This window comes from Chryseobacterium sp. 22458 (assembly GCF_052044975.1).
GTDB lineage: Bacteria > Bacteroidota > Bacteroidia > Flavobacteriales > Weeksellaceae > Chryseobacterium.
In genome coordinates, this window is sequence record NZ_JBQEOA010000006.1 from 85796 (window position 1) to 104599 (window position 18804).

At 37.9% G+C, this 18804-nt stretch carries 17 protein-coding genes and 10 tRNA genes; 1 reads left to right on the top strand and 26 read right to left on the bottom strand.

Annotation, left to right across the window (positions count from 1 at the left end):
• Positions 1 to 70 precede the first annotated feature (70 nt).
• From ACTJJF_RS19015 to ACTJJF_RS19105, 19 genes are all read right to left on the bottom strand, one after another.
• Positions 71 to 556 carry a ribonuclease H-like YkuK family protein gene (locus ACTJJF_RS19015; RefSeq protein WP_440700672.1) on the bottom strand — a complete coding sequence of 162 codons (486 nt, stop codon included), beginning with the start codon at positions 554 to 556 and terminating at the stop codon, positions 71 to 73.
• Positions 557 to 641: 85 nt separating this feature from the next.
• Positions 642 to 717: transfer RNA gene (locus tag ACTJJF_RS19020), tRNA-Leu, on the bottom strand.
• Positions 718 to 951: 234 nt separating this feature from the next.
• Positions 952 to 1023 (bottom strand) — tRNA-Glu (locus tag ACTJJF_RS19025).
• Positions 1024 to 1385: 362 nt separating this feature from the next.
• Positions 1386 to 1467, bottom strand: a tRNA-Cys gene (locus tag ACTJJF_RS19030).
• A 223-nt stretch (positions 1468 to 1690) separates the two neighbouring features.
• Positions 1691 to 1762, bottom strand: a tRNA-Asn gene (locus ACTJJF_RS19035).
• Positions 1763 to 1767: 5 nt separating this feature from the next.
• Positions 1768 to 1841, bottom strand: a tRNA-Met gene (locus ACTJJF_RS19040).
• 5 nt (positions 1842 to 1846) lie between these two features.
• Positions 1847 to 1918 (bottom strand) — tRNA-Glu (locus ACTJJF_RS19045).
• Positions 1919 to 1924: 6 nt separating this feature from the next.
• Positions 1925 to 1996 (bottom strand) — tRNA-Pro (locus ACTJJF_RS19050).
• 66 nt (positions 1997 to 2062) lie between these two features.
• Positions 2063 to 2136: transfer RNA gene (locus ACTJJF_RS19055), tRNA-Lys, on the bottom strand.
• Between the two features lie 7 nt (positions 2137 to 2143).
• Positions 2144 to 2217, bottom strand: a tRNA-Ile gene (locus ACTJJF_RS19060).
• Positions 2218 to 2858: 641 nt separating this feature from the next.
• Complete coding sequence (locus ACTJJF_RS19065; RefSeq protein ID WP_440700673.1) at positions 2859 to 2987, bottom strand: penicillin-binding protein; 129 nt, start codon at positions 2985 to 2987, stop codon at positions 2859 to 2861.
• Between the two features lie 209 nt (positions 2988 to 3196).
• Positions 3197 to 4216 (bottom strand): hypothetical protein, encoded by a 1020-nt coding sequence (locus ACTJJF_RS19070; protein ID WP_440700674.1) that lies wholly within the window; start codon positions 4214 to 4216, stop codon positions 3197 to 3199.
• Complete coding sequence (locus ACTJJF_RS19075) at positions 4209 to 5900, bottom strand: APC family permease (protein ID WP_440700675.1); 1692 nt, start codon at positions 5898 to 5900, stop codon at positions 4209 to 4211. Before ACTJJF_RS19075 ends, ACTJJF_RS19070 begins: the two co-directional genes overlap by 8 nt.
• Positions 5890 to 8268 (bottom strand): hypothetical protein, encoded by a 2379-nt coding sequence (locus tag ACTJJF_RS19080; protein ID WP_440700676.1) that lies wholly within the window; start codon positions 8266 to 8268, stop codon positions 5890 to 5892. Before ACTJJF_RS19080 ends, ACTJJF_RS19075 begins: the two co-directional genes overlap by 11 nt.
• Positions 8259 to 9002, bottom strand: coding sequence for a hypothetical protein (locus tag ACTJJF_RS19085; protein ID WP_440700677.1), 744 nt, complete (start codon positions 9000 to 9002; stop codon positions 8259 to 8261). The genes ACTJJF_RS19080 and ACTJJF_RS19085 overlap by 10 nt, the downstream gene beginning before the upstream one ends.
• Positions 8975 to 10108, bottom strand: a complete 1134-nt coding sequence (locus tag ACTJJF_RS19090) for an AAA family ATPase (protein WP_440700678.1) — start codon at positions 10106 to 10108, stop codon at positions 8975 to 8977. The genes ACTJJF_RS19085 and ACTJJF_RS19090 overlap by 28 nt, the downstream gene beginning before the upstream one ends.
• 13 nt (positions 10109 to 10121) lie before the next feature.
• Positions 10122 to 10697 (bottom strand): DUF4919 domain-containing protein, encoded by a 576-nt coding sequence (locus tag ACTJJF_RS19095; protein WP_440700679.1) that lies wholly within the window; start codon positions 10695 to 10697, stop codon positions 10122 to 10124.
• On the bottom strand, positions 10684 to 11316 hold the full coding sequence (locus tag ACTJJF_RS19100; protein WP_440700680.1) for a hypothetical protein: 633 nt from the start codon (positions 11314 to 11316) through the stop codon (positions 10684 to 10686). Before ACTJJF_RS19100 ends, ACTJJF_RS19095 begins: the two co-directional genes overlap by 14 nt.
• A 385-nt stretch (positions 11317 to 11701) precedes the next feature.
• The gene (locus tag ACTJJF_RS19105; RefSeq protein ID WP_440700681.1) at positions 11702 to 12049 is read right to left on the bottom strand and encodes a VOC family protein; all 348 of its coding nucleotides are present in this window, start codon (positions 12047 to 12049) and stop codon (positions 11702 to 11704) included.
• A 281-nt stretch (positions 12050 to 12330) separates the two neighbouring features.
• On the opposite strand from ACTJJF_RS19105, the gene deoD reads away from it, so the two are divergent.
• Positions 12331 to 13041 carry a purine-nucleoside phosphorylase gene (deoD, locus tag ACTJJF_RS19110; protein WP_047096511.1) on the top strand — a complete coding sequence of 237 codons (711 nt, stop codon included), beginning with the start codon at positions 12331 to 12333 and terminating at the stop codon, positions 13039 to 13041.
• 82 nt (positions 13042 to 13123) lie between these two features.
• Here the strand turns inward: deoD and ACTJJF_RS19115 are convergent, their stop codons facing one another.
• From ACTJJF_RS19115 to ACTJJF_RS19145, 7 genes are all read right to left on the bottom strand, one after another.
• On the bottom strand, positions 13124 to 13909 hold the full coding sequence (locus tag ACTJJF_RS19115) for a TatD family hydrolase (protein WP_440700682.1): 786 nt from the start codon (positions 13907 to 13909) through the stop codon (positions 13124 to 13126).
• A 19-nt stretch (positions 13910 to 13928) separates the two neighbouring features.
• Positions 13929 to 14972 (bottom strand): hypothetical protein, encoded by a 1044-nt coding sequence (locus ACTJJF_RS19120; protein ID WP_440700683.1) that lies wholly within the window; start codon positions 14970 to 14972, stop codon positions 13929 to 13931.
• 81 nt (positions 14973 to 15053) lie between these two features.
• Positions 15054 to 15122, bottom strand: a tRNA-Ser gene (locus tag ACTJJF_RS19125).
• Positions 15123 to 15137: 15 nt separating this feature from the next.
• Positions 15138 to 15965: an SIR2 family NAD-dependent protein deacylase gene (locus tag ACTJJF_RS19130; protein ID WP_440700684.1), complete on the bottom strand. Its 828-nt coding sequence runs from the start codon at positions 15963 to 15965 to the stop codon at positions 15138 to 15140.
• A 100-nt stretch (positions 15966 to 16065) separates the two neighbouring features.
• The gene (locus ACTJJF_RS19135) at positions 16066 to 17982 is read right to left on the bottom strand and encodes a hypothetical protein (RefSeq protein ID WP_440700685.1); all 1917 of its coding nucleotides are present in this window, start codon (positions 17980 to 17982) and stop codon (positions 16066 to 16068) included.
• Complete coding sequence (locus ACTJJF_RS19140; protein ID WP_440700686.1) at positions 17969 to 18409, bottom strand: hypothetical protein; 441 nt, start codon at positions 18407 to 18409, stop codon at positions 17969 to 17971. The genes ACTJJF_RS19135 and ACTJJF_RS19140 overlap by 14 nt, the downstream gene beginning before the upstream one ends.
• Before the next feature lie 95 nt (positions 18410 to 18504).
• Positions 18505 to 18714, bottom strand: a complete 210-nt coding sequence (locus ACTJJF_RS19145; RefSeq protein ID WP_440700687.1) for a hypothetical protein — start codon at positions 18712 to 18714, stop codon at positions 18505 to 18507.
• Positions 18715 to 18804 lie beyond the last annotated feature (90 nt).

The following is an 18804-nucleotide window of genomic DNA, read 5'->3' on the forward strand; positions in this document are numbered from 1 at the left end:
GAAGATGGATGCAGGAAGTTACTATCATAACATTAAAAACTTCCAGCTTCTTTCCTTCTTTCTCCTCATATTACACCATCATATCAGCACAATTGGAACTTGCGAAAGCAAAAGGTTTTGCTTTAAACACATATCCCATTCCCAGAATATATCCCATTGCGTCTTTCAAAGCAACGTTGGATTTGAAATCCGGGTCGGTATTAATGTCTGCGTGTACCTCCATTTCCACACCATAAGCATCCAATACAGAACAGATAGCGTATGCAATCTCTACGGATTTGTTAACTTCATTCAGCATTCGCTCCTTGATACTGATACTCTGTATTTCTCTTTCTTTTCTGATAAAGGTAAACGCTCCTTTTCCTTCACGAATAAATACTACTGCCGTAGCATAATTGATAGCATCTCCGTATACATGAGAGTCTGATCCCACACATACCTTCAGACGATGTCCGTCAGCTAATTCGCGAATGATGGCTTTTTCTACCAGCTGTGTGATAGAGTCCTGGAAAATTTTTCCGTGCATATTCTGCCATGTTTGTTGTTGCGTTTCCATTTTTTCTACATGTTTTAAATTGTTCTATGTCTGTTTATAATTCATAAATATTACTCATTGCTCATTAAATATTGCTCATCTTTCGTGGTACGGGAAGAGGGATTCGAACCCCCAAAAGCTTGATCCTAAGTCAAGAGTGTCTGCCATTCCACCATTCCCGCAGATTTTTATAAGTAATGTAATAATAATCAGTTACCTATTGTTTATATTTCAGGTTTGAGAAAGCTCTGTCTATATTTATAAACTATGCCTGCTATTATTTGTAAAGATCTTCTGCGCTCGACAGCTCTTCTTTTCTTATTTTTTGTGAATGAGAACCGGCCAATTTATTTTTCAAATTTGAACTTTCATGGTATTATTGTCAATTAAGTATTGACCAGTTCATTCACATTGAGTACTCTATAAGGGAATCGAACCCTTGTTTTCTGCTCGAAAGGCAGGCGTCCTTACCGTTAGACGAATAGAGCATTAAAACCTACTGACCAGGAATCGAACCTGAACAACAAGAGTATATTTCCTGCATGCTGCCGTTACATTATCAGCGGTGTGTGGAAGTAGTAGGATTCGAACCTACTCAGCTATGAAGCAACAGATTTTAACTCTGCTTATTTTCATTTTTTAAAGGAATCGTTCAATTCGTTCCTCATGTCAGTCTGCCCCGACTCTCCAACTTCGGCGTACTTCCGGATTAAATTCCTGATAAAAAAAGAAAAGGCCTGTCTGTATTGAATGTTTGGCTAAAGATCGTCTGCGCTCGACAGCCTTTTTCTTTTATTAATAAAGGATATTTCTTAAGAGTGATCGTATTTCTCATATCTCCCTTTCTTTGAGATGGCTATGGGATTCAAACCCACTCAGTTTACACAACGGTTTTGCAGACCGCCCCGACTCTTCCACTTCGGCGAACCATCAGATTAAAAAAATAAAGTCTGTCTAAAATTGTTGATATAAGAACTTCTGCGCTCAACAAACTCTATTTTTACCTAAAATTTATAAATGATATGCCTATTTAAATTCTAACTGTGATTGAGAAAAGGAAAGCCTGTCTTTATTTTTCGTGTTTGGCGTAAAGATCTTCTGCTCCCGACAAACTTTCACTTTTTTCTTCTGAAACAATTAATATTTAACTAGTTGCGATTTTGGAAAGACTCGAACTTTCAACTTCCGGTTTAACAGACCGGTGCTCTGCCATTGAGCTACAAAATCTTCTGTAGTTTCGGAAGGACTCGAACCTTCAACCTCCGGCTTATGAAACCGATACTCTAACCGCTTGAGCTACGAAACCTTTTGTATTCCATAAGGGAATCGAACCCTTGTCGTCCGGTAGAAAGCCGAATGCACTTACCACTATGCTAATGGAACCAATAGTCTGGAAAGCAAGATTCGAACTTGCGACCTCCTGCGTCCAAGGCAGGTAAACAACCACCGTTATCTTTCCAGTTCTGAGGTTCATTTCTGCTTCTTCTCCGGGAGACAGCCGGATCGGAAACATACCATGAACCTTTGTAATCCCAGAAAGATTTGAACTTTCAACCCCCGGTTTAAAAGACCGGTGCTCTAACCATTTGAGCTATGAGATTGTATCTGTAATCCCAGAAGGACTCGAACCTTCAACCTTCGACGTATCAGGTCGATGCTCTAACCAATTGAGCCATGGGATTTTATATTCTGGTTATCTCCTGATATCAGTTTTCACAGACCGGTATTTTACCGGATAAGCCAGGGAGAAACCATAAAAAAAGCGCCTCTTTTCGGGAGGCGCTTTATATTATTTTTACGTAAGAGATCATTAGCTGACCCACATATATAAGCACCTTTCATCCACAATTTCACTTCCAAGAATACACATTCCTCCTGCCGGCTTCTGGCCGAATAGTTCTGAGTATAGATTGAATATGTTGTGTAATTGTTTCATTTTATTTTTGTTTGTTTCTAAATTATTTTTAATTGAATCCTGAAAACCTGTTGCTTTCAATTTTCGGTTGCAAAGTAAATATGATTTTTTTTAACTCGCAAATAAATTTTAAATTCAATTATCTGAAAATCAATTAATTAAATTCAATTTTAAACATAAGGAAGTTCTGTCCGCAATACTTTGCGGATTCCTTAAATACCTAAATGACTGTCTCTCACCGGGTTACTTATCACTCTTTATTTGCTTATTAATTGTTCATTTTGATTTAAAAAATTTTCATGTTTATGGTTATTTTTTTTCATTCTAAATAATTTCTGACCTAAAAAACAAAAAACGCCTCGAAAAATCGAGGCGTTTCTGCTATATTCTGATTAATTTTTTACAAGTTTACCGTAAATAATTTCCAAAGTCAGCACATTTCGCCTCATTCCATATCACCCCATCATATCCGAATAATCCTTTATTAGAAGGGCTTTCGAATAGTTCTGCATTGATATGTGCTCTTTGTATTGTCATAATTTTCTGGGGCAAAGATAAATCTTTTTAGTATTATTTTATAATTTTTCTAAGGCAGGGTAATAGAACAGGGTCTTATAATGGCCTTTTTACGAGTATTTGATAATTTTAAATTTTGGCTAAAGCCGATGGAATTTTGGTTTATTTTAATTTAGCCGGGCTAAAGCCCGCCTCTACTGATCCAATCATGCAAATAAGATCTTTTACCTTCAATTCCTAAACATCTTATTCCTACCCGTTTTAAACCTTGAAATATCTTTCAGGATCACCTCATCATCCGGGTTAAAGTGTTTCAGTTCATTCACGATCTCTGAGCGGGTCTCTACTTTTTCGGAAATAATCTGATACGCAATATTTTTTGTTGTCATCTGTAATGCCGGATCTTTTTTAAACTCATATTTCATGGCATCAAGGTAGATGAGTTTTTTGTGAGCCGGAGTTTTTTCATATAAATTCCTGATTTCTATATCAAGTTGTTTCACATCAAAAATATTGGCAAAATAGTTATTCAGGCAGTTGAACGAATCTTTGTCTTCATTCCAGCCTTTCAACAATATTTTCTGGGCTTCATCTGTGTTTTCCATCTTTTTACGATAGATCAGGGAAGCTTTCACCATCTGTTGATTGGTAATATAATCATCGGCAACCATCTGATAGTAAGTGTGAGCATTTTTAAGATCGTTGATTTGTTTATAGAGATCACCCACTTTTTCTTTCTGCTGCATTTCCTTATAGAGATCTATGGCTTTTTTATACTGTTTGGCTTTTTCGTAGCAGGCTGCAGCGTTCGATTTGTTTTTTAATTTTTTAAGATATACTACAGCGGCTTCATTATAAAACCCGCCGTCTTCAAGTGTTTTGGCCCCTCTGTAATGATCCTGAAGGAGATTCATATAGACCTGAGCTGCTTTTTTATAGTCTTTTTCAGCAATGTATTTCTCTGCAAGTTCTTCATATTTACTCCGGATTCTGTCGAAAAGGGAATTTTCAAGATAGAAGCTTCCACCGCCGGCTCCTTTTTTTCCTGCCCTGTGCTCATTACGTTCTTTATCTTTTAAAGAGGTGATGACAAGAAGGATGATAAAGGCAACGACCAGAAAGATCACCAATGTCCCGATAACGCTCCAGAAACTTTCATGGAACAGCTGTGCTACGATTCCGATGATCTTAAACATAACCAGCAGCACAAAGGCCGCCATAAACTTATCTATAAATTTCTGCTTATTCATCGTCTTCGGAATTTAAAATGGTTTTATCTTCTCTGAAAAGGCGGTAGAGAAGCAGCATCACACAAATAACCAGCACCCATACAAACCAGTTGTAACCGAACATTTTCACCAACGGATAAAACAGATACACCAGCATTGCCACAAGTATTGCTATTAAAAGGATCTTTACCCAGGCAGGAACATTGTCACCACCCAGATTCAACGATTTATTTTTGAATAAGAAAGAATACAAACCGACACCGGCTATCATCAATATGACCATATAGAGAATATCTGATACGGGAGCCTTTGTTTCCAAAGGAGAGCCTTCGGTACCGATGGTTTTTACTTTAGATTGATCAATGGATACTGAAGAAGGATCTGCAAGGTCTATGGTACCATACAGCTTTCCTAATGAATCCGCCATCAGGACCTGTCTTTTCTTTAAAAGATATCCTACAACTTCTCCGTTGACAGGTTTTCCTTTGGTATACTGTTTCAGGGAATCTGATATTTTACGTTTCAGCTTTTCTGTTTTCTGCTCAACATGTTTTTTTATTTTTTTCGTGTAAATTATTTTTAATGAATCTCTGCTCTTTTTTTCATTGTTTACAAGCTTTTCGACATCTTTTCCAATTTCTCCCACTTCTCTTCCGCCGGCTTTTTTATAGTTTTCTTTGGCTTCTTTTGTCTTGGATTCGATGATTCCCGCATTAATTAATTCTTTCGACAGTCCCTTTCTTTTCTGATGATATATAGAATCAATCTTCTGATCAATTTCAGAGGTCCCTGACTGGAATGCCAGCATATCTGCAGGTGCTTTTACTGCATCAGTGACAATCTTTCCTGAAGAAACGATTTCGTTCTGCTCAGATTTATTTTTATCCGATGGTAATGCAATTCTTAAAATAATTGCAACGACAATAATTGCCCAGAATATCCTACGAAAGTTTCTGGTACCAGGGCTCTCCGGCTTACCCCCTGAGTTTCCAAACAACCCTTCCAGCCATGTGAATTTTGCGAAGCCATCTCCTCTGGAAGTTCCCATAATATCTAATGGTACTCCCAGCTCTATGGCTCTTTCAGGATATTTTTCGATGTATGCAAGATATTTTTCAATTTCCTTTTTATTACCGGCCATCACTTTTTTCAGGTCAAACGGAAGATTATTCATCCACTCTTCTTCAGTTTGCCTGGGTTGTAATGTTTCCAATACCTTTTCATCATCCATTTCAACTGTGTAGCTGTCTATTTTCTGAGGAATTGGAACTCCATTCAGTGGTTTTCTGACATTTTCATCTATTTTTCCGGGTTCCTGTATTAATGAGATCCAGTCTATTTCTTCGGACAGTTTTACCAACCTGAATTCGGGATGCATAATGATAAAACGGGAATCCAGCTGCTGCCAGTCCTCAGGATTGATTTTCGGGTAGAACGTTGTGTTTTCAGGAATAAATAACCGGTCATCTATACATTGAAAGTAGGCGTTACGGCCGATTTCCTGCGGTGCATGATCATTAAAAACGAGAAAACAGCCATACAGTACATTCGGGCGGTCTGCCGGGATTGCATACGACCTTACATCACTCAGATGTATCCCAAGTGTTTCCATCTCCTGAAGCCAAATCAAAGGCGAAGAACCTTTTATCAAAAGTCCTCTTCTGGGATAATTGTTTTTCGGAAAAGGTTTAATTCTAAGCTCCATAATCCAAGATCTGTTCTATAAATGCTTTTAAAAACCGGTCACACATCTCATCCATTGTTTTTACTTTCAACAGAGAATGTTCCGGCAGATAATATTCCGATCCCCCAAATTCTGTATATGTGGCAAGAGAAAGGAATCCTCCAAGTGTGGATGGGATAAAAAATTCTTCAATACTTTTATTGCTGCTCCTGAACGTCAACATTCCCCGGGAATCTGTGATGATTTCACTTCCATCGGGAAAGGTAAATTTATTTTTGTTCTGCTCAGCAAAAACCGTTATCTCATACTTGTTTTTGGAAAAGTCCAGCAAATTCTCACCGGGGCTGTAGAGTTTATTTCCTGAAACAACCAGATCACCGTACATATTGATTCCAACTTTATTAAAATTGTTGATAATTTTCAGTCCGCTCCTATTCAGTTTTTCAACCTCAGCTTCTGCTTTTGTATTGTTTTTATCAATTTCTTTGTCTTTTCCGGAAATTGTTTCAACAGACAGGTTTCCTTCAATATTTATTTTATACAGTAAAGGATTGGCATACTGGTGAAGATAAAAGCTCTTCCCGAAATAAATAAGCTCATAAGAATCCGGAATGTTTAGCCCGGTAATATTCTGCTCAGAATATTCTTTTGTATTCAAATTCAGCTTGGATACTGTCTTTTTAGCGGGCTGATACTGACAAAGAATAAAATGCTGCTGTTTATTTTTTGCTAAAGCAAATTTCCCGGTCGGTTTTATGGAGATATTTTCAAACAGGACTTCACATCCGTGATAGGTTTTATAATAATCATAGGAATGCCTGTCATAGTAATTATCAGAAAGATAAGTTTTCAGCAGCTGTTTTTTTGAGCTTAAAATAAAAAATTCTCCCTCATATAAAAACTGTGCAATCTTATTGACCGGAGCCGGAAATAAGATGGGATAATTTTGCGGAAGATCGGTTTTCTTTCCATTCAGATTGATGACAGCTGATTTCTGCTGCGGAGGATTGGCCCACAGCTCCTGAAGAGGCAGTTTTATTTTTTGAATATGCTTTCTTGTTCCTTTATGATGTTTATAAAAATTAAGTTCACCATCTGAAGTAGTGGTTACCAAAAATTTGAGACGATCTCTATTCTGGTGAACGATCCGCTGAATTTTTTCGTCATCCATATTTTCCTGATGGGTAATAAAAAAAACTTCAATATCCTTTTCGGTATGCTGCTCATTAAAAAATTTTTCCAGAGCTTCTGAAACTTCCAGAACCGGGCTCACCTGGTTAAGATTGTCAGCAACATCTTCTACTTTCCGGAGAGAAACGGGAATCGCAGCCTGTCCCAGAGCCATTACTTTACATTGAGAATGTGCTTTCGGATGTCTGATTATCGCTATGGCAGATGCAAAAGCCAATACTTTCGGTGTCCCCCAGTTTCTCAGGGAAGTGTCTATAAGAATTATCCTTTCAAAAATATTTTCTTCAGGCGGGATTTCTCTTTGGATATAAAGTGCTTCATTGTTGGCCACACGGTTCATGAAGACCTCATCTTCATTGGCAAATTCTGAAAGAAGCATCCTGTGGAAATCTCCTTTGTTGGTCATATCTGAAATTCCTCCTACAGGCTGTTCACCGGGAGAAAGATGGCGCATCGGAATTTTCAGTCCGCTCCAGATTCTTTTAATCAGGCTTCCTACCTGAAAAGTCTTTGGTTCCTCAGTCAGCTCACGGATAAAATCGCTGTCTGTATCTGCTGTTGTTTCTTCCTCTAATATTTCGTCATCCAATTCAGGTTCTTCGATAAAACCTTTCATAGCATCCATGATGGACTGGACGGTAGGAAATTTTTCATTCAGGTCTAAAGCGCTCAGATCCCGGTTTAAAACGGAAGGTCCGGCATGTTGTTTTTCTGCACTTACAGCAAGCTCATAGGGTCTTTTATAGTAGACCTTCAGGTTTGCCTCAGCAAAAAGGGCAGATATCCTGTTGTGTCCATTATGAAATAAAGTCTGCAGCAATACAACTTTATTCTGCTTCTGCTTATAAATTGCAGGAAGTGATCGTATTTTCTCAAGAAATTCAATTTCTTTTTCTGCATTGAATTCGAAATTTCCCATGCTGTAAAAATCAGCGGTACGTCTCAAAGGACCTGCAAAATCTACATACCCATCCTGCATCGCATATAAAACCATCAGCAACGCCCCGAATGGCGGCCACCCCTGGGGTTGAAGCTCTTTAAGGATCTCCATGACATAAGGCCTGTAGGCAATTGCTCCCACCCCGGGTACCGAGAGGAGATTATGATCATTATATCCGGCATCACCGGGAACATCTTCATCGGTTTTCCATTCCCAGAAGTAGTTTTCATAGGACTGGAAATAGGTCCTTAATTCCATTCTTTTGATTTTTCAGTAAGGCGGAATGAGCTTATGGAAAGTGGCCGGAAATCTGTACTTTTTATGGAAAGACAATTTCCGTTTTCATCCCATAAAAGCCACCCCTCTGATTCTTTATTATATTTCTGTTTCAGCAGCCTGCTCAGATTTTTAAATTCAAAATCCAATCCGGCAGGCAGTAAATGATCATCTTTGGTCCAATAGGTCTTCCCCGGTAAGCTTAATAGAGGAACTCCCAGAAACAACGCTTTATCTCCTGTCACTGTCCATTTTATTTTTTCAAGCTTAAATTTCGGAATGGCAGCCATACTCTCCTTAATTTCAGATAATGTGCTTAATAAGGCAATTACCGGTTGCTCTTCAAGACTTTCCGTTAATGCAACCTTAACTTTTTCATCAATTCCGAAATAATTATTATTAGATGTAGGGAAAGTCAGACGCAAAGCTTTATCTATCGGTGTCCAGAGCAATGCTGTTCTCACTTTTTTGCTGGGAACCAATGCTTCTTTTCTGAATAAAAGACCGTCACGAAGTTCATACAGGATAAAATCCGGCAGCTGCTGTATTTCCGGAGCCACAACCTGTTCGTCTGTAAAGCCTTTCAGCCACAGGGTTTCATCTTCCACTGCAATCTGAACATTTTTCCAGTCTCTGATTGAGCCCAGAAAATCTTCATCAGCACGGGGAAGTTCTGCCCAAAATTCTTTTATATGCTTTGAAGTATTTTCTGCCATAAGCTTTCAATTTCTTGCTGAATATACTGCTTCTGTTCAGGATTCCTGATCCAGTCACAACGGGTCTGCAGATATCTCAGTTTATCTTTAATTACATTTTGTTCTTCAAAGCTCAGCGGACCGGCATTCCATTTATCCACCAGAATTTTCACGTCTTTCATCACCTCTTCCGGATCCGGTGTTTTGTTCTGCATTGCCTGCGGATGTGAATTCGGATGGTCATCTTTTTCTATAGTCCTGTTAATGATTCCTTCCAGAATTTCGATCTGCTCTTCTGTATCCCAAATATGTTTCAATACCCAAAGGTCAGAAAGTACGGCTTCATTTCTTCCACAGATCAAGGCGCTTGCGGCAATCAGGTTCTGAAGTTTTACAGCTCTACGGTCGGAAATGGCAATCCCCGTGTTCCTGAGGCTCATGATGGTATTCAGGTATACTTCATAAATCGGTTTCAGATCTACTGTACGGCATAGATTCTGAAGTTCTTTTATTTCAGCAGCATGAATTTCCGGTATTTCCGTCTCTTCCTCATTTTCCAGCTTTCTTCCGGCTAAAAGTACCTGCTGCAATAATTCAGGATGTACATAATCTACATTGATTCTGACCAGAAAACGGTCGAACAAGGCATTCAGGGCTTCATCTTCCGGAAGGACGTTACTTGCTCCCACAAACATGAGTGCCGGCAAATGCTTGGTTTCTTTTCCTCTTTTGAATATTTTTTCGTTGAGTGCCATCAGGAGCGAGTTAAGGATCGCTGAATTGGCATTGAAGATCTCATCCAAAAAAACCATGGAAGCTTCCGGCATCATCCCTTCCGTATTGGTGAGGAGTTCGCCTTCTTTTAGTTTTCTGATATCAAAAGGACCAAAAATTTCGTTTGGTTCGGTGAAACGGGTAAGAAGGTATTCAAAGTTTTTACCATCCTTTACGGTCTTCGCCAATGTTCTTACAATGGCTGATTTGGCGGTTCCCGGAGGTCCGTACAAAAAGGCATTTTCCCGTGCCAGCAGACAGATTCCGAGCAGGTCTACCACATCATTTTTTCCTATAAATGTATCTTTCACATAGGAAAGAACCGTATTAAGTTTATTGATATTATGAGTCATTGATTTAAAAAAATTAAAAATTCCACCAGTTCTTCTTTTGGGCTTTTTCTTCTGTTCCGTTTTCCCTGTTTCTTTTGTTGAAGGAGAAAGCCAGTCTCTGATAAAGGGTTTTGATGTCAAAGCAGACCTCGGTTCCATCAACGAGCTTAAGGACATCTATGATCTTATCTTCATCCCGGATCAGCCATTGGGATACTTCCTGTTTGTTGAAGTGATGCCTGATCAGGTCTCTCTCATCAGAAATTCTTGTTACAATATAGGGTGATTTTCTTGTTCCGTCACCTGTTTTTTCAAGACATTCAAAGAGGGTTTGAACGATCATCATTTCAACATTCCTTGCTTTTTCGTTTCCCAGCTCTTTATAAGCAAAGTATTTATAAATATGCGCACTTGGACTTAACAGGATATTGATATTGACATATTGTATAACATCTTCAAATTTCCCGTTATTCAAAAGGTTCTGCATATTTTCAGTGTCTTGCGAATATGGATCATATTCAGGATTACTGATCACCAGTTCCCTGCATTTCAGGAAAGTTTCTTTGGTAGGGTCAGTTAAAAATTCAAATATTTTTTCATAGGTTCTCATGTTCTTCGGTTATTGTTTTTAATTCTCTCCAGAATGCATCCTGATGTATTCCGAATTCAGCTATTAGCAGTTTATTGATAAATGGAATTTCCGCCAATCTGTAATCTTTTTTTTCAACGATTCTTTCCAGATATAATTTACGATAGGTAGGATCTTTGAGCTCTTCCTCCCAATTGACTCTTTTGACATCAAGGTTATATCCGATTCCCGAGTAGTGAAATTCAATAAGGATATCTTCAAGTTTCCTGATCAAAGTATCTTCAGGATCCACCGCATACAAGACATCAATGATCTGAGGTAAAAATCTCAGGGATAAGTCTGCAGACAAAACAGATGGTATATCTCTGACTCCTTTAAATCCGGAAATCAGATTATCCATATTCTGCGCAGTGTTTTCTCTGATAAGATACAACTGGGCACTATGATACAGGATTTTGGCAGCCCATACTGCCGTTTCTTTATGACAGCCCCATTGATCAGAAAGAAATTCAAGTCTTTCTTTTTCGAATTCTGCTTCAAAATACGCTCCTGCCTCCAGCTCTTCTTTTGAGGAAATTTCCTGTAAGCTGGAGAAAAGGGTTATACATTCATTCTTTCTGAGCAGAAAGATCGTGTCCAAAAACGGTGATTTGGTTTCCATCATCTAACAAAAATAAAACTATTTCGCTGAGAATAAAATTTTTAAGAGCAGGATTGATGTGAAATGCGGTTTCTGAATTAATATTTTTGAAAAGTGATGAAAAATAATGAGAGATTCACGTTTTGATTGTAACCTGTCATTTGAGTTTAAGTAGTTTGGGAAACGCAATGGCGCAAAGATTTTTTAATTGGGTATATTTTAAGGCGCAAGAAGATCAAAGATCTTCGGTAAGCATTACGGTTATATTTTTTGCTATGATTTCAAGATTAAAACCTAACAGGTTTTGAAAACCTGTTAGGTTTATGTAAGGCTCCCTCAATGACTTAAGCAACAATTTCAATGATGTTGTTTTCAGGATCTAGGATCACACTTTCATAATAGCCGTCTCCGTTGTGCGGGGTTCTCCGGCAATGGTATATCCGTCTTTTCTCAGGATTTCCGTAAGCTCGTTTACTTTTTCTTGACTGCCTGCCGAAAATGCAAAGTGGATGATTCCATATTGCTGGGATTCGTAGCTGTTTTCACTTTCTTTGATTTCAGGTCTGGTCATAATCTCCAGGCGACAGCCGTTATCAAAACTAAGGAAATACGATTCAAAATTTTTGACGGGATTGTGGTATTTATCATTGGAAACAGCACCGAAATATTTCTGATAAAACATTCTGGTTTTTTCAAGGTCTTTTACCCAGACAGCAATGTGTTCTATTTTCATTTTTTGATTTTTTTTGAATGATTGACTGATGCAAAAATACCCGCTGTGCTCTTCCCATACCTGCTCTCTATTATTATAATCCTGTTCTGTATTTACCTATTCTGTTTTTAAAGGTCACAGAATATGAAGTTTTCAAAAGACTTGATATACAATCATCTTTACAACAGATATTGATCCTGTTTTATATATTGTATTGCTCAAAGGAAGCTTTACCGTTTCACTCACCGTAATAATGATGACAATCTAAAAGTTATTATCTTTGCCTCATTCAAAATAACATTATGAGTATTCACATCAGTGCAAAAAAAGGTGAAATTGCCAAAGTAGTATTGCAGCCGGGGGATCCGCTTCGTGCACAGTATATTGCTGAAAATTATTTAGAAAATGCAAAACTGGTAAGCAAAACCAGAGGTATCTTTTATTATACCGGACTTTATAAAGGCAAAGAAATCACTGTAGGAGCCAGCGGAATGGGTTTCCCAAGTATCGGAATTTATTCTTTTGAATTATTTACAGAGTATGAAGTAGATACCATTATCAGAATCGGGACTTGTGGTGCTTACAATACAGATCTTAAGCTTTTTGATATTTTAAATATTGAAAAGGCTGCCAGCGAAAGTACTTATGCCAAATATGCATGGGGAATTGAAGATGAGATTCTTTCTCATCAGGGAAATATCTTCAATACCATCAATGAAACTTCTAAGGAATTATCATTAAACGCTAAAGCCATCAACATCCACAGCAGTGATATTTTCTACAGAAAAGATCCTGAAACGCCTGCTATTGCTACCAAATACAATTGTCCGGCAGTAGAGATGGAAGCTTTCGGACTGTTTGCCAATGCTCAGCATTTAGGAAAAAATGCAGCGACCATTCTTACGGTAACTGACATTATCCCTACTCACGAAAAAATTTCTGCTGATGAAAGAGAAAAAGCTTTAAATCCGATGATGGAACTGGCTTTGGAATCGGCAATTAAAAGTTTATAAAACGAAAAGGCCAATTGTTCAGACAATTTTCAGCCTTTGTTTTTTACAAAAAAGAGCTTTACTGTATCAGTAGAGCTCTTTTTTATAATCTGAAAAACTTCCTGGCGGTTTCTGTGGTCTCATCTGCAACTTCAGAAATGCTAATCTTCTTCAAATGGGCAATAGTCTGGGCCACATATAGTAAAAATGAGGGTTCATTCCGTCTGTTCTGCATTCTCGGCATATTTTTCGGAAGCATAAAAGGGGCATCAGTTTCAATCATCATACGGTCAAGCGGTACGTATTTTATCACGTCTTCCAGATGCTTAAATCTTTTCTCATCACTGATCGCTCCGGTAAATCCCAGATAGAATCCTTTATCAAGATATATTTTTGCTTCTTCCAGTGTTCCGGTAAAACAGTGTACAACGGCTTCCGGAAGCTTTGAAAGATATTCATCTGTAATGTCATTAAATTTTCTGAATGCTGATCTTTCGTGAAGGAAAAGCGGCTTATCAACTTCTATGGCCAGTTCCAGCTGGGCTTTATAACATTTTTCCTGAACAGGTCTTGGCGAAAAGTCACGATCGAAATCCAGACCGCATTCTCCTACTGAGATCACCTGGTCCTGCTTCAGTAATTTTCTGAGCTCACTGATGCTTTCCCGGGTAAAGGATTTGGCATCATGAGGATGAATTCCTGCTGTTGAAAACAAAATATCGGGATATTCTCCGGCAATTTCTGCAGATTCTTTACTTCCTCTCACGCTTGTACCGGTAAGGATCATATGATCAACCCCGTTGTCTACTGCACGGTTGATAATTTCTTCATGTTCGTTATAAAACTGTTTATTGGTCAGGTTAATGCCAATATCAATGTATGTATTCATTTTTTATTTGTTATGTTGATTATTTTTTTCTGGTAACAATGTCCCAGTTTTCATTTTGTTTTGGGTTGTTTTCTTTGGTGATGACTAGCCTGAAATTAATTTCGCCTTTCTTTTTATCGGTAAAAATATTGAATGAAAGGTTCCCGATATCCGTATAAATATCAGAGGGTTGGTGAGTAAGATAATGGTTCTGAATAATGGCTATATCTTTCTGAAGTGTTGTATTTTTCACCAGAAAATCAAGGAACTGCTTTCTTTTTTCTCCAATAGATTTTATACCTGTATCTGCTGTTTTATAAGTTCCTTCGAAAACTACATTTATATTATCACATCCTGAAAGTTCTGCGGAAGCTTCAAAACCATCGGAATGGTATTTTTCATTTACGGTTTCGGTATAGTTGTGCCTGTCAATACTTCTGTAATACTCTGAAGCAGAATTGAAAATCTTTTTATTTTTCCACTTTCCAAGCTCACATCCGGTAAGGTAAGATTCTTCATATACATTCCCGTCTTTATAGACAAAAGACAGCTGTGCAGACTGAAGACTGTCTTCCGGCACGCTGTATACACGGTAATTCTGAACTGCTGAAGCTTTCAGTTTTCCGCCTTCATAAGAAATTCCATCCAAAATATTATACGAAAAGGGGGCATACATGAGTATTTCATGCTTTTCACTGATTGTACTGTTTTTGCCCATGATGATATACATAACTTCAGAATTGGTATTGGCGTTTCCACCGAGCATTCCTTCCGAATCACGTTCTACAATATAATCTGTGATCCCGTCATTATTGAAATCATCAGAAGCTATTTTCTGAAAGCTCACGGTATAGGAATCTCCGTCATTAGAGAAAGAAACACTGTAGTCTTTGTAGTCCGGCCGGGCTCCTTTTTCCGCTTTAGCTTCTTCGTCCACCAGTATTTTAAGGATATCCGTGTCATGCGGTAAAACGGCTACCGGTGTTTTTACCACGGTTACAGAATCTTTTTTTTCAGGATTTTTCCGGGTCTCTTTTTCTTTGCATGAAAACAGGAACAGTGCAGAAAGTACAATATATTTCATATGATGTGGTTGGTTGGTGATGGTATATTTATTCAGTTTTTAAAATTAAAAAAATAAACCATTATTTTTCGCTGTAAAAAGGGAAACAGGCAGGATTCGAACCTGCAACTCACCTTAGCAGGGTGTGCTTTTCCATTAAACTACTGTTTCCGTTTGTCATCAATATTAAGCTTTCATTATTTCCTCTATTATATTTTTCAGCTGTGGCAATGCCTTAGAGCTGCTTTCCTGTACAGAGGTCTGTGTTTTCATTCCTCTCATGATATGGTGAAAATAAGTATTATCTTCAGGATTGATCATAACGATATGTTTTGCCCGGATTTTTACCGTTTCCACTATATTAACCGGCAACGTTGTGGAACCTGAAGTTCCTACCACGAACAGGATATCGGTATGCTCCGCAATGTCATAAGCGGTATCAAAATAATAATATTTCTCATTATAGGACTCGTCAAACCATAAGGTATGAGGTCTGAGCCAGTTTCCGCATTTTTTGCATTTTAATCCGTCTGTATCTTCAGGGGTAAGGTCTTCTGTATATTCTTTTTGTTTTACATTTTCCGGAAAATCAATAGGCTCGCTGCATTCTTTTGAACAGCGTACGGTCTGCTTGTTTCCATGAATTTCATAAACACTCCGGGTTCCGGCTCTTTGGTGGAGACCATCTACGTTTTGGGTAATCAGCTTAAAGCGGTTTCCTAAAAGCTTTTCTATCTCTGTAAGGGCATAATGGCCTTCATTGGGTTGTGCTTCAGCGATCAGTTTTTTCCAGAAAAGATTATACTGCCATACTTCTTCGGGCTCCTGGCTGAAATACCTGAAAGTTCCGAATTCCTCCGGACGATGATATTTCGTTCCTTTGATCCAGATCCCGTCTATGGAGCGGTAAGTTGGCAGACCGCTTTCTGCTGAGATTCCGGCTCCGGTGAGGAATGTGATATAGCCTTGCTTTTCTTTGATTATTGTATTTAAAATTGATTGTAATTCTTCCATGGTTTATTTTTTTTTAAAAACAGAAACAGGCCGGTGCTGAACCTGCAATTCTCCTCTGAGTGGAGCGTTTTTCCAGTTAAACTACTGTTTCTGCAATATTTTATGATTCTGCTTCCAGAAGGCTGAAATATTCATCAGCTGTTAAAGGTCTTACAGTTCCTTTCGGTACTACTTCTTTTTCCATTTCACAGATGAGCAGATCTCCCTGTCTTTTCAGGCATTTTATATGAGGAATAATATTCGCATGAATCCTGAATGTGGAAGCGATGGCTGTCAACGCATTGTCTTTATACCGGGATTCTATCCACAGCCAATGTTCTTCTGTGGTAGACGGACACCAGCATTTCACTGCATAAGAATACGGTTCCCTCATCCGGAAAGAGTGTCTGAATTTTGTATTTTCCACTTCATATACTTCATAATAATTGGTTCTTTGTACCGCTATTTTATTTCCGTTATTATCATATTGAAAATAATTTACAGGAATTCTTTCCTGGTTGATCTTCTTTGCCTCAAGCTTTTTCATTAGGGTTCCAACGCCAAAATAACTGAAACAGAACAGTCTGAAATCCGTATCATAATGGGTAAAGAATTCTTCATAGGTAATGGATTCTACATTATCCCAGATTTTTTCTATGTTATTTAAAACCTTTACAAAGTTAGGTGAGTCATAATTCCTCCATTCTCTCTCGTATTCACGGGTAATAAAGTTCTGAAAGCTTTTATGTCTCAGCTTTAAAATGGACACCAGCTTTTCCAATGGGTGGCCAAAGTGTTGATATAGCTGATTCGACAGAATTCGTGAAATATAGCATTTGTCTTTTGTAATATACATGTTATCCTTCACTTTAAAATAGATCCGGTCAGCCAGATCTTCAAAGCCGTCATTTTTATTGTACAGATAATGTCCTATCCTTTTTAACGAAGGCAGCTTTGAGCTTTTCTGTTGGTCCTTCATCATATAGCCGATGTATTCCAGAGATTGGTAATTAAAGCCCATATTAATGTCAACAAAACCGCTTATTTTCTTCAGATGATCAAATTCACAATATCTGCTCATCATTAAATTCCCTACTTCCAGAATATTTTTAGCCAGAATCTGATGAGTAAAGAAGCTCCCTGTTACAATCTGTAATTCCGTAAGATAACAGGTTTCAAAACCATGATTCTGGAGATATCCGTTTACGACTCTCAAAACCGGAAACTCCGCTCCTGCATGCTGCCTGATAAGAACACTTCCTGATTTTTCCAATAGGGGAAATTTAACAAAAGAATTATTCTTGATCTCAATATTGCCCGTTATTTCTTTCAATTCAGGAAAGCATATTTTGGTTTTATCTACGATCAGATTCCCGGTCATTTTTTTCAGAACCGGAAAATCATGTTCGAAATCCGGATATTTCTTCTTCCGGGGCTCTATTTTAAGCCGGCCCTTAATACATTCAAGATTAGGGAAAGAAATATTTTCACCATAAAGGCTGATTCTTCCCTGTATTTTCTGATGCTGAAAAATAATATCATCTGCGAAAACATCTACATTAAAAACACCGTCTTTAGGCAGAAAATCTACCTGATACTGATGATTGACAGCAATTGTTCTTCTTATAGCAGAGAGTTTTTTATTTCCGGTATACACGTTTGCGTTTTTGAGCTCAATGCTTCCGTCAATTTTTATTACGTTTTTAAATCCAAAATTGATAATGCATTTAAAGTCGCCTTTCACTTTTTCCAGCTTATCCAGCATTGCGGGGCCATGCATGGCAAAACTTCCGCCTACTGTTTTAAGCTGGGGAAGTTCGCAGTTTCCTGCGTCTATTGAAAGGTTTCCGTTAATGCTCACTAAGTCCGGAAAACGGCATCCTTCACCACGCAATAGCAGATTACCTTCTATTTCCGTGAAAGCAAAAGTCATGTTTTTGGCATAGATCTCTATAGACGAATATTCACCCGGAAGTATTTTCTGCACATCTTCTGCAGAGAATATCTTATATCTTTTTATGGTATCAGTCGTATGCATTTTCGTTAATTTGGGTTATCGGGTTGTATTCCTGCTGAATATATTTCACAAAATACGGGCTCTCTATGCGTAGCATTCTATGTTCGTTATGGGTAATGAATGCATCATCTTTTATAAAAAACGTTTCAGTACTGTCATTACGATCAATTACTTTATAATCTGATACTTTCATCATATGCTGATTGCTCGTTTTTTCAAGACAATATTCTTTGTAATCCTTTACGTGTGCTTCAAAATCTTTGATTTCTTTTCTCTTCTCCGCAGACTTTCTTTTGACCGTTATGATTTCAGTCCGGGTTTCGGAAACTTTTACTTCCTGTATCTTTTCCTCTGTTTTCAATGGCTTCTGAAATGATCCACGTTTGATCGGGACAGGAACCTGAACTTCATCGATGATTTTAAAATAAACTAATAATTTTTTAAACATGGCATTATTTTTTTAAAAGTAAAAGAAAACCGGGATCGAACCGATAATGCACTCAGTAAGAATAAGTTTTTCCATATTAAACTATTTCTTTTACTCTATAAGTTGGGAGATAAGCGGGATTCGAATTTCATTTCTGAGTACATTTCATGACGGTTCTGCTTTTTGGCATTCTTATGAATTTTGGTAATCAGCCCTGAAAACGTTTTATTATCAGGGTTCCGGAAAGGCTGATCTTTCAATGCATGAAGAACCTTGAGACATGCTTCCCATTCTTCGGCTGAAAATATTTGTTCTGAAAAATCCATAGTTTCCGTTTTTATATCTGCAAAACTACGGAAGTAGTGCGCAATGTTTTTACGCATTAAAAAAATATTCCTTAAAGGTTAAAAATAAAG